The 11,919-nt window shown below is 43.7% G+C and carries 7 protein-coding genes and 1 pseudogene; 4 read left to right on the top strand and 4 right to left on the bottom strand.

Annotated elements, in window-relative coordinates; translation table 11 throughout:
* Positions 1-326 precede the first annotated feature (326 nt).
* The 4 genes from HED67_RS05800 to HED67_RS05785 form a co-directional block, all read right to left on the bottom strand.
* Complete coding sequence (locus tag HED67_RS05800; RefSeq protein WP_221717776.1) at positions 327-3,647, bottom strand: DEAD/DEAH box helicase; 3,321 nt, start codon at positions 3,645-3,647, stop codon at positions 327-329.
* 186 nt (positions 3,648-3,833) lie between these two features.
* A complete protein-coding gene (locus HED67_RS05795) occupies positions 3,834-4,097 on the bottom strand; it encodes a hypothetical protein (protein ID WP_221717775.1) in 264 nt (87 codons plus the stop codon).
* A 24-nt stretch (positions 4,098-4,121) separates the two neighbouring features.
* Positions 4,122-5,420, bottom strand: a complete 1,299-nt coding sequence (locus HED67_RS05790; protein ID WP_221717774.1) for a DUF6198 family protein — start codon at positions 5,418-5,420, stop codon at positions 4,122-4,124.
* A complete protein-coding gene (locus HED67_RS05785) occupies positions 5,413-5,853 on the bottom strand; it encodes a MarR family winged helix-turn-helix transcriptional regulator (RefSeq protein ID WP_221717773.1) in 441 nt (146 codons plus the stop codon). The genes HED67_RS05790 and HED67_RS05785 overlap by 8 nt, the downstream gene beginning before the upstream one ends.
* 455 nt (positions 5,854-6,308) lie before the next feature.
* Here HED67_RS05785 and HED67_RS05780 point away from each other — a divergent pair.
* The 4 genes and pseudogenes from HED67_RS05780 to tsaA all read left to right on the top strand — a co-directional run bounded on the left by HED67_RS05780 (position 6,309) and on the right by tsaA (position 11,845).
* Positions 6,309-7,664: pseudogene (locus HED67_RS05780) on the top strand (MATE family efflux transporter).
* A gap of 303 nt (positions 7,665-7,967) precedes the next feature.
* The gene (locus HED67_RS05775) at positions 7,968-9,278 is read left to right on the top strand and encodes a GntP family permease (protein ID WP_015512645.1); all 1,311 of its coding nucleotides are present in this window, start codon (positions 7,968-7,970) and stop codon (positions 9,276-9,278) included.
* Positions 9,279-9,589: 311 nt separating this feature from the next.
* Positions 9,590-11,152, top strand: coding sequence for an amidohydrolase (locus tag HED67_RS05770; RefSeq protein ID WP_221717772.1), 1,563 nt, complete (start codon positions 9,590-9,592; stop codon positions 11,150-11,152).
* A complete protein-coding gene (gene tsaA, locus HED67_RS05765) occupies positions 11,153-11,845 on the top strand; it encodes a tRNA (N6-threonylcarbamoyladenosine(37)-N6)-methyltransferase TrmO (RefSeq protein WP_221717771.1) in 693 nt (230 codons plus the stop codon).
* The last annotated feature ends 74 nt before the right edge of the window (positions 11,846-11,919 follow it).

Genomic DNA, 11,919 nt, shown 5'->3' with positions numbered 1-11,919 from the left:
ATTAAGCAGGCACTGCAAAATCTGAAGCCAAAAAAGTGCAACCATAAGATTTTGAAACGATGTATGCTGAAAATCAATAGTATCAAAATCGAATGATAAGCATAATGAGTCAATCAAAATACAAGAGTGCGGACAAAAACATAAATAAGGGAATCGAAAGGTGTTAGCCATTACAGGTGCTTCGACGTGGCCGGTCCTTAGGCGCAGTTTTTTTGCACCTTAGTACCGTTGCACACGTCGGCAGTGCGAAGGTGCCTGTGACGGCTAACACCTTTCGATTCCCTTTATAGATTGCCTAAGACCGCACTCTGTATGTGTTTGAACGGCTATTGGAGGATCTGCAGCAGATCTTCTTTGGTTAGATGGCTGGCTGTGACGCCTTCCTCTGAGAGTATCTGGTCTGACAGTGCTTTTTTGTTTTCCTGAAGTTCCAGTATTTTTTCTTCAATGGTGTGCCGTGCAATCAGTTTATAAACAGTGACAGTGTGTTTCTGCCCGATACGGTGTGCACGGTCAGTTGCCTGATTCTGAGCAGCGGCATTCCACCATGGGTCATAGTGGATGACGATGTCGGCTCCGGTGAGATTGAGACCTGTGCCGCCAGCTTTTAGAGAAATCAGGAACACGGGAACTTTGTTATCATTAAAAGCATTGACAAGGCGGGTGCGCTGCTCGCTCTTTGTACTGCCGTCCAGCCGATAGTAGAGAATGCGTTCTGTTTTCAGACGGCGTTCAATCACATCCAACATAGATGTGAACTGTGAAAACAGAAGAATTTTGTGGCCGCCAGCCATGGCATTTTCAATGAGCTGGATACAGGTGTCCAGTTTCGCTGAGCCGCCATGGTAATTCTGATAGATTAAGGACGGGTCGCAGCAGAGTTGGCGCAGTTTGGTTAATTCAGCCAAAATTTGGATTTTACTCGTCTTAAACATACTGTCGCTCTGCTGTTCCAGATTTTTCTGGAGTTTCAGTGCATTGGCAGTGTAAAGCTTCTTCTGTTCATCCGTCATCTGGGCATAAACCGCATGTTCCAGTTTGTCCGGCAGTTCCTTTAAGACATCTGTTTTCAGACGCCGCATGATAAAAGAACGGACAAGCTGCTGAAGCCTCGTGGCAGCGATTTTATCCTTATTTTCTACAATCGGCTGTTCCAGTTCTGAGCGGAAATAAGCATAAGGATATAAGAATCCTGGCATCAGATATTCAAAAATACTCCACAATTCACTGAGACGGTTTTCAATAGGTGTACCTGTCAGTGCAAAGCGGGTAACAGAATGAATGCTGCAGACAGAGCGTGCAGCCTGGGTGTGGTGATTTTTGATATATTGCGCTTCATCGATGATCTGATAATGAAAATGGAGATTTTCATAGCTGGCAATGTCACGTTTCAGCATGTCGTATGAAGTGATGAGAATATCATAATCTGCATAGTGTGTCAATAATTCCTGCCGTTCTTGAGCGGTACCGGTGATGAGCAAGGTTTTCAGATTGGGTGCGAAATGCTCGATTTCACTGTCCCAGTTGTAAACAAGTGACGAAGGGCAGACGATCAGACTAACAGGAGGCGGACATGCTGTATGGGAAGCAGTTTCTGCCAAATCGACAGTTTTGGATATCGCTTCAAGCCTGGCATGTTCCAACAGTGTGATGATCTGCAAAGTTTTTCCAAGTCCCATATCGTCAGCAAGGATACCGCCAAATCCAAGCTGTGCAATGGTACAGAGCCAGCGATAGCCGGTTTTCTGATAGTCACGCAGAATGGGTTTCATGGCATCAGGAACTTCATAATCGCTGTCAGCCACAGATTTCATATCACGAATCAGTGATTTGAAATAACGGTCTCTGTGGGACTGCATATCACTGTTGTGGCTGGTAAGAACGGCATCAATATAGGATGCGCGATATAAAGGCACAGAAATCCTGCCACCACGGATAGCCTGTTCAGAGAGCCGAAGTCCGTCTGCCAATTCAGATAAAACGCTGAGAGAATTATTCTCCAATTTGAGAAATTCTCCGGATTTCAATTTGTAGTATTTCTGTCGGCGTCTGTAACTGTTCAGAATGCCGGCCAGTTCATCATAAGGCAGACTGTCAGACTGAATATCTATTTCAAGAAGACCCTTGGATACGGATACACCAACGGCAGTCTTTGGTGCAGACAGAATGCGGATCCGTTTCATATTGGAGGAAATGAAAACCTCGGCCAGTTCATAAAAATGCGGCAGTCCCTGTTCCAGAAAGAGGAAAGCAGCCTGATCGTCATGACTGATGATAAAATCAGCATCAGCAACAGGGGAATCTTCATTCCCGGATACTGAGGCAGGCTGAAAATAAGTCTGAATAGCCGTCAGGATTTTGTTCTCCATAGCGGCATCACGAAAACCATCTTCACAGGAGATAGGCGTGGCAAGAGAAAATGTTTCTTCGCCATAACGGGCATAAGCTGTACAACTGATGATATTCTCAGCCGGATTGTCAAGGTAAATACTGAAATGCGCTTCAGGCGGTTCATAACCGGTCAGATCAACACCTTCAGTGTGAAAATCTGTATGGGCTTCCAGATGCTTCAGTACACTGCCGTAAAAAGGTCGAAGCTGTTTCTCGGAAAGTGTGATTTCACGGACTTTCTGACGATTTAACTCTGTCAGATAGGGCTGCATGTCCTTTTTGAAGGCTTCTGAGCAGCGATACAGGATTTTATCTTTTAGAATCCAGAACGTCCGGGCACCGGAGAGTATCAGACAATCTTCGATGGTCAGATGGTAGGTGTCACTATCTTTGGCTTTGAGTTCAAGTGTAAGTTCCGGGTCTCCGTCTGTAACATAAATGGGCCGGATATGATCATCGAGATCAAACTGAAGCGTATGTCCGATCATCATATTCAGAAACATGTCGACAGCGGTTGGAGACAGCGGAAGGTAACGCAGTGCCTTCATTGTCTGGAAACGATAGGTGCTGTCCTGAACACAGTGGAAATGGTATTCGTACTCTTCAATCCGCTGCATAATAAACGCCAGCATGCTGCGGCTCTCAGAAGTGAAAGCCGCAGGTTCATGGAAAAATTTCAGATTCTTTCCATATTGAAATAATTCACCTTGACGAATAAGGCGGGCAAACTCCAGCAAGTCTTTGATGACGTATTTCTTGCCGGTGCCAATCTTGAAGTCGACGGAAAGTTTATGATATTGTTTATGAAGAATTGGCTCCAATTCAATCAGAACTTTGGTTTCAGATGCTTCAGCAGGATAGTGGCTGCCGGAAGATTGATGAATATAAGATTCAATCAATGTCTGGCCAATCCGATTTTGTTTTTTTGACGGAAAGCTTGTTTGAATATGTCGTCTGGAGATATATTTCAAAAGAATAGCGACGCAGTGGCAGCAGAGCCCTTCTGATTGGTAAAAATCGGAGCAGGAACATAAGCTGCCGACAATCTGGCCCTCATCTTCATCGATGGATACCTGGGTTTCATGTTCACTGCCGTCTGCATCAAGGACAGTAGCGGTGATCATAGGGGTATCTGTCAGTGTGTTAATATCCGTTTCAAAGTTTTTAATGCGCTTATCGATCAAAAAAATATCCTGACCTTTTCGATAATCTGCATCAGAGGAGGCTTTGATAACAGTCATTCTGGTAATTGCCATGAAAACTCCTTTCAGCTGTGAATGCGTGTTTGTGCTGCACAGCGTATAGCAGGCCGGAATAGCCACAGCCTGCTGTAATCGTAAACTTCATTATAGCATATTTGACAAATTCTGTCCGCAGTTTGAAACGAATAAGAAAAAATATGCAGATATCATGGTGACATCTGCATATAGATTGAGCAGTCATTATGAATGGATTTCTTCAGGATAAAACAATCCCCAGTCGCTGCGGAGTTTTGTCATAATATCCATGACATCAGAAGATTCCCGGAGTTTCATGATCGTCGTATTGCCTGTAAGAATCGCTGTTTCCATATCTTCAAGTTCATATTGGAGCGCATCGGATGTGTGACCGGCCTCAATGATGGTCTGTTTTGTGGCCATCTGGCCGGAAGGATTCATCAGCAGAATGGATGCCTTTTCATCGGCCAGTGCTTTCAGCTTATTCAATTCACTGCTGTTGAGGGTAATGGACTATTTAAGTCTTTTTGCTGTTCCCAGAATAACATCCATGACATAGTCATAACCAAGCGATGTATCCAAAGACAGATGGTAATTGGCGGAAGCGCCCCATATCTGTCTTGTATAATAATGATAATTATCTGCCCTGCGGCGTTCCTCTTTGAGAATCAGACTCTTTGCCTCTTTTTCACTAAGATTTTTCTTGTCCATCACACGCTCAATTCTGTTTTTTAAAGGTGCATGCAGGAAAATATTCAGGCAATCTGTTCGGCCTTTCAGAATCTGGTCGGCACATCGTCCAACGATGACGCAATGACCTTTGGCTGCAATTTCCTGAATCACTTTGGACTGAGCATCAAAAATCTTATCCTTTGGTGCTTCTGTCTCAGGGAAAGTGTACATATGATTAACTAAATCATAAAGCAGGCTGTTAGTCAGGGATTCCTGATGTTCACCGACGTAATTGGAAGAGTATCCGGTGGTTCCGGCAGTCATTTCAATGATTTCCTTATCATAAAAATTATAGCCAAGCTTGTCGGCAAGAATCTGTCCGAGCTCGCTGCCGCCGCTGCCGTACTGTCGGCCGATGGTAATAACAGAGGCGTATTCAGAGGGAGTGGCTGCTTTTTTTGCATTTTTATCAGAAGATTCTTCTTCAGAGGATTTGGCATAATCTTCCGGGAACAGAAGCGGTTTGACGAAAGCCAGAGCTTTGCCGAACTGTCTGGCAATAAAACCGACTAACAGCGCGGCGATAACAGTACCTTCACGGACGCCATCCAGACGATGAGCCAGTACAAATGAAAGCACAGCGGCAATCACAGCCATGGAAACATCAAAACAGACTTTTGTGCTGCCGAATTCACGGTTCCATGTCTGAACGATGGCACGAACAAAGGATTCGCCGGGCAGCATGACGACATCTGCCAGGACTTCAATATATACGCCGAATCCCAGAATGACACATCCTATCAGCAGATAAATAATTTTAGAAGGATAAGATTCCGGCTGAACAAAAGCCAGCAGAATCATAGTGAAGTCAATGAAATAGCCGAATAAAATGGAAACAGGAATCTGAAGATAGTATTCCGGTTTGAAATTTTTGCGGAGGATCAGCAGCTGCAGAAAAATCAGCAAAAGACTGAAAATAATGGTGAAATTACCGAGGGTCAACGGAAAATTCAGGCTCAGTACATATGGAATAGAAGAAATAGGGGATGTACCGAGATTAGCTTTGGTAATTAGACTTACGCCAAGGGAATTGACGAACAATCCGATAAGAAAGATAATATAACGTTTGAGCTTATTCATGGGTGGTGTCTCCTTTGTTCATTAGATTTTCATATATTTTTGAGAATGTTTCCATAAAAGCGGCCTGCTCTTCAGAGCTGATATTTCTGAAGGCTTTTTTTTCAATAGAAGCAAAATTATCTTCGACCAGATCTTTCAGACGACTGCCTTTATCTGTCATAAAGATATAAAACGTCCTGCGATTGCCGTCCAGCATGCGTCGCTCAATGAGTCCCTTTTCTTCCATGCGATTAAGTACAGAGGTGAGTGAGCCAGGCTCAATATGGCAGGCAGCGGCAATTTCTCTCTGGTTGGCGCCGTTGTGATCCCGAAGATAATCCAGAACTTTAGGTTGACCGGAGGTCAGACCTGATGGTTTAACCTGTTCCATGAAATTTTTCTGTATCATGGAATGAACGGCCATGGCAAGATAATGAAAAGATAAAGATGACATAGAATAATCCTTTCTTGCGATTAATTGGAATGAAATCATAAGATTCTGTTTCAAAATATTATAATTCAAACAATTAGAATTATAACATTCAAAGGCGAGATGTCAATAGAAAATAAAAAAATACAAGCTGGATAGCTTGAAATTCGTAATTAACAGGTCTATAATACTAGTACATCATTTTCGAAATAACTACACCATTCACTTGCCTGCGAATCCGAGTGTGCAGGTAGAAAAGCCTCGGCGTAGCCCGCTACGCCTGCGTTTTTTTACCTGCACACTCGAATCCGCATCCTACGCGATTGGTATAGTTATTTACGAAACGATGTACTAGAGCAGCTCATCGTTTGGGCTGCTTTTTGTACGCTGAATTTTAAGGCCTGTATAGCCTTGAATGCAAATTCAAAGAAAATGCAGAGGAGATACAGCTTTTTATCTATGAGAAGGAGTGTGAATAAATGAGTCAGTCTTATGAAATTGATATGTGTCACGGACCGTTATTTGGAAAGATTATTCGCTTTTCAATTCCGCTGATGCTGTCCGGCATTTTACAGCTGCTGTTTAATGCAGCAGATATTATTGTGGTTGGCCGATTTGTCGGCAGTACGGCATTAGCAGCAGTGGGTTCCACCAGCTCATTGATCAACCTGCTGATTAATCTTTTTATCGGATTTTCTGTGGGTGCCAATGTTCTTGTGGCCCGTTTTCATGGTGCCGGAAGAGATGATGAAGTGAATGAAACGGTACATACAGCTATTACCCTGAGTATGGTTAGTGGTATTTTTCTGTTGATTCTTGGTGTGACTGTGACAAGAACACTTCTGATCTGGATGGGGTCACCGGATGATGTTCTGGATCAGTCCAGTTTGTATCTGAAGATTTATTTTCTGGCCATGCCGGCGACACTGCTGTATAATTTCGGCAGTTCTATTCTTCGTGCAGTGGGAGATACGAAAAGGCCGCTGTTCTATCTGGTGACGGCAGGAGTTATTAATGTTTGCTTTAATCTGTTTTTTGTTATTGTTTGCCATCTGGGTGTAGCAGGTGTCGGACTGGCAACGGTGATTGCGGAATATATCTCTGCGGTACTGATCATTCGCTGCCTGATGAGAAGCCGGGGGTGCTGTCATCTGGATCTGCATCAGCTGGGAATTGTAAAAAATAAATTGCGTCAGATCATGCAGATCGGTCTGCCGGCGGGAATGCAGGGTGTCGTTTTTTCACTGTCCAATGTATTGATCCAGTCATCCATTAATTCCTTTGGTTCTACAGCCATGGCAGGCAATACCGCCTCTATGAATATCGAAAACTTTATTTATATATCCATGAATACTTTTCAGCAGACCGCTATGAGTTTTACAAGCCAGAATTATGGTGCCGGCGAGGAAAAACGGATTCACAAGGTGCTGTTTATATGTCAGGGACTGGTGATATCTGTAGGTCTTATTTTCGGTGTGGGTGCATGGCTTGCCGGAGACACGCTGTTGTCTATTTATTCATCAGATCCCAATGTAATTCAATTTGGAAAGGATTGAATGTCTGTAATCTGTACGACTTACTTCTTATGCGGCATTATGGATACAATGGTTGGTGCACTCCGAGGTGTCGGTTATTCGCTGCTGCCAATGATTGTTTCGCTGATTGGTGCCTGCGGCCTGCGGATTGTGTGGATTTTTACTGCGTTTCAGATTCACAGAAGTCTTTGGATGCTGTATATTTCCTATCCAATTACCTGGATTATTACCGGTGGTGTTCATATTCTTTGTTATATTCTTGTCAGAAGAAAGCAATTACAGACGGTAAAGAATCTGTAAAAATTCAAAAATTATGTGTGTATGAAAAAAATCAGTACACATAAGAAAGTGAAAATAAATTATGTGTCAAAAATGACACGATATTAGAAATAAAAACACATAAATACAAGAAAAAACAAACGATAAAATGGCTGAAAATCCCCATTTTACAGCATGTTAAAAAGTTGGCATATTATTTGCTTAATAGTTGGTATAAGAAATTATTTCACAGGTGAAGGGCAGGCATTATGTGAGATAAGGAAAGTGGTTATTCAAAAGAGAGTGGATGATCACAATCAGACAAATAAAAGGGGGATTGCTATTATGAATTTTGGTATTCTTGTGTTATTAATTGCCATTATTCTCTTTGCGTTACTGGCGTTTAAGCAGTTAAGCGCATTGATTCTTGCTCCGGTAGTGACGATTTTCGTATTAATCTGTTCAGGTATTCCGATCATGGAAGGCTTGCAGGATATGTTCATGCCGGCGGCAGCAGATTACGTTTCTAAGTATTTCCTGACATTCTTTGTCGGTGCATTGTTTGGTGCGGTTTACCAGTTTACAGGTGCTGCAGAATCTATTGCACGATTTATCGGCGGTTTATGTCATGGTAAGTTTGTAGCTCCTATTATCATGTGTATCACAGGTATTCTTACTTTTGGTGGTGTCAGCGGTTTCGTTGTATTCTTCGTTATTTATCCGATTGCACTGAACCTTTTCAAGGAATCCAATCTGACAAGACGGCTGATTCCGGCTGCAATTTCAGCAGGCTGCTGGACATGGTCCATGTCAGCACCGGGTTCTCCGTCCATTCAGAATGTTATTGCGATCAAGAGTCTTGGTACTTTATCAACAGCTGCATTTGTACCATCTCTGATTGTATCCATTATTGAATTCCTGTTAATCTTTGTATGGCTGGAATATCGTGCCCGCAAGTTCACAAAGAACGGTTATTATTTTGATGATGCAAGATTAAAGACACAGCTGTCAGCAGAAGATTTGAACATTCAGGGACGTGAAGATTTGCCGCACTGGGTAATCGCATTCATTCCTATTATTCTGATTCTTGTTCTGTTTAATGGCTTTCATCTTGATGTTGTGCCATCTGTATTTGCAGGGGTTGCATTAGCAGCTATTCTGATGTTCAAATTCGTCAAGGGCGGTATTGAACAGTGGGTGAAAGTTTTCAATAAAGGTGCAGCAGACTCCGGTGTTGCCATTTTGAATACAGCCATCGTTGTTGGTTTCGGTGGTGTTGTTAAGAATACACAGGGATTTGCAGATCTTGTTACAGCATTAAAGGGTATGTCAATGCCTCCACTTGTATTCGTTATGATTACAGTTGCTATCTGTGCCGGTGCCTGCGGTTCTGCTTCAGGTGGTATGGGTGTTGCGTTTAACGCACTGACAGATACATATCTTGCACTTGGTGCAAAATTACCTTACATTCATCGTATCGCTACAATTGCAGCAGGTACACTGGATACTCTGCCTCACCAGGGTGCTCAGATTACATTGCTTGGTATCTGCAAGCTGACACATAAGGAAGCCTACTTTGATATTGCGATTACACAGATTATTATCCCATTTATCACATGTGGTCTTTTCATTGTTCTTGCTCAGATGGGATTATAAGAAGTGTTTAGAGGCCTGATTTTAGGTGTATTTGAATTGAATAAACAAGCGAATAATTAAAATGTGGTAACTGTTCAGAGCCAACCTCCAAAATGCTACGCATTTCGTCGGTGTGGCGTATCCGCCAAATAAAATTTCAAAAACAGTTTTAAAAATGCAAGCATTTTATACCTGGTTTTTGAAATTTTGCTTGGCTCTGAACAGTTACAAAATATGAATGTTTCAAAAGATGTCTGATGGCGGAATGTTGTCAGGCATCTTTTGTCGTGCTAAAATAAAAGCAGTAGTGGTTACGAACAGGAGGGATTCATATGAAGGTTTATGAAGGTGCGATTCTGACGTGCGATGCCAATGATCAGGTAGCACGTTATCTTGTAGAAGACGACGGCAGAATTTTATATGTAGGAGATGAATTGCCGGAAAGATATATCTCTGTTCGTCATGAGCGGCTTGGAAAGAAAGCATTGATTCCGGCCTTCACGGACAGCCATATTCACTTTGCGAGTTTTTCCACATTTCATGCCGGACTGAATGTCATGAATGCTGCCAGTAATGAAGAGATTCTTTCGATGCTGTCTGATTTTGCAAAGAAAAGTGACCAGAAGATGCTGATCGGTTTTGGTGCGTCCCCGTACTCGGTTAAAGAGAGAAGACTTGTCAACCGAAATGAGCTGGACCGGGTCTGTCCGGATAAACCGGTTTTCATGGTGAAATATGACGGACATGCCTGCATTGTGAATACGAAACTCTATGAGCAGGTGAAGGATAAAGTGTCGGGGCTTCGTGGCTGCCATGCGGATACAGGGGAAATGAATCAGGAAGCCTTTTTTGCCATTTCGGATTATGTGACGAATTCGATTTCAGTACCACAGTTGTTAAAGAATATGCAGAAAGCCATTGATTATATGGCCTCCAAGGGGATCGGAATGATCCACACGGTAAGTGGGGTGGGGTTTGTCAGAGATCTGGATGTGGATTTGGAGAGATGGTTTGGACGTGGGCTGAATAACGGTATGCAGATGCGTGTCTTTTTCCAGACCATGGATGTGAAGAAAGTACGGAAACGGCATCTGCTGAGAGTGGGCGGATGTTTTGCCACTGCGTTAGACGGCTGCTTTGGTTCAAAGGATGCAGCGCTTCGTGTGCCTTATGAGAACAGCGACAGCAAAGGTGTTTTGTACTACAGTGATGCGCAGGTGGCAGAATTCTGCAAAAAGGCCAATCGTGCCGGACTGCAGATAGAGATGCATGCCATCGGTGATGCGGCTTTTGATCAGGCCACCAGAGCTTTGAAAGCGGCTTTGGATGATTATCCGCGGGAAGATCACAGACATGCCATTATCCATGCCTGCCTGCCGACGAAAGAAGGCATCGATATCTGTGAGAAATATCATATTTTGTTGCCGGTACAGAGCGCATTTATCGATTGGCCTCAGGAACCGGATGAATATCTGGCGGACATACTGGGAGAGAGGAGTCGGCGGCTGAATCCTCTCAGGACATTTGCAGATCATGGAATTATCATGAGTGCCGGATCAGATGGTCCATGTACAGCCCCGGATCCGATTGAATGGATGTATCGTGCTTGCAATCATAGTGTCCCGGAAGAATCCCTGACCGTACAGGAGGCACTTAAAATGTGTACGTATAACGGTTATTATACAACCTTCGATGAAAAAGAACGAGGCAGCCTGGAGGCCGGTAAAATCGCAGATATGGTTATTTTATCAGAGAATCCTTATGAGAAAGATGTCAAAAATCTCCGGGATATTCAGGTTAAGCAGCTTCTGCTGCAGGGACGTCCGTACAAGCCATTAAAGGGCAGTGCGATTAGCCAGGTTCTGAAGGGTATGAGAAGCAGGAGCAAAATCTAAATGGACAATTTAACATTAAAAGTTATAGCCAGAATTTATACGGATTTTGGCGAGAAGTTTGGTGTGCCGAGGCAGAGCGGCCTGGTTCCGGAACTGACCGGGAAGATAATATTTGAGCCGGAATATCGTGTGCCGGAGGCACTCTCCGGGATAGAGGGTTATTCGTGGCTGTGGCTTTTGTGGGGATTTTCGGAATCATCCAGGAATAAATGGTCACCGATGGTGCGTCCGCCAAGGCTGGGCGGCAACAAAAAAGCGGGTGTTTTTGCCACACGTTCTCCTTTCCGACCGAATCCGGTAGGCATGTCTTCTGTGAAAATAGAGGACATTCAGCTTCAGACAGATGAAGGACCTGTGATCATCGTTTCGGGTATTGACATGATGAACGGCACGCCGATTTATGATATTAAACCCTATCTGCCCCATGTGGACTGCCATCCGGAGGCACTTGGCGGCTTCAGCGGACAGTTCAAGGATTACAGGCTGAAAGTGGAATGCGCCCGGGAACTTCTGGTATGTTTTCCGCCGGACAAAAGAGAGGCATTGCTTGGTGTATTGGCACAGGATCCGAGACCGGCTTATCAGAATGATCCGGAGCGAGTGTATGGCGTTAATTTTGCCGGGCGAAATGTGCAGTTTAAGGTGGATGGTGATCGGCTGACTGTTTGCAGTGTGGATGGATGCACGATATAAGAATTGGGTATTGACAGGACCATGCAGAATTGAAGCAAATGATATGGAATCCTGCGTTTAATAGAATGTGGCCG

It is taken from the genome of Pseudocoprococcus catus (genome assembly GCF_019734885.1).
Lineage (GTDB): Bacteria > Bacillota > Clostridia > Lachnospirales > Lachnospiraceae > Coprococcus_A > Coprococcus_A catus.
The sequence above is the reverse complement of the archived record's forward strand: the minus strand, read 5'-3'. Positions and strand labels throughout refer to the sequence as shown.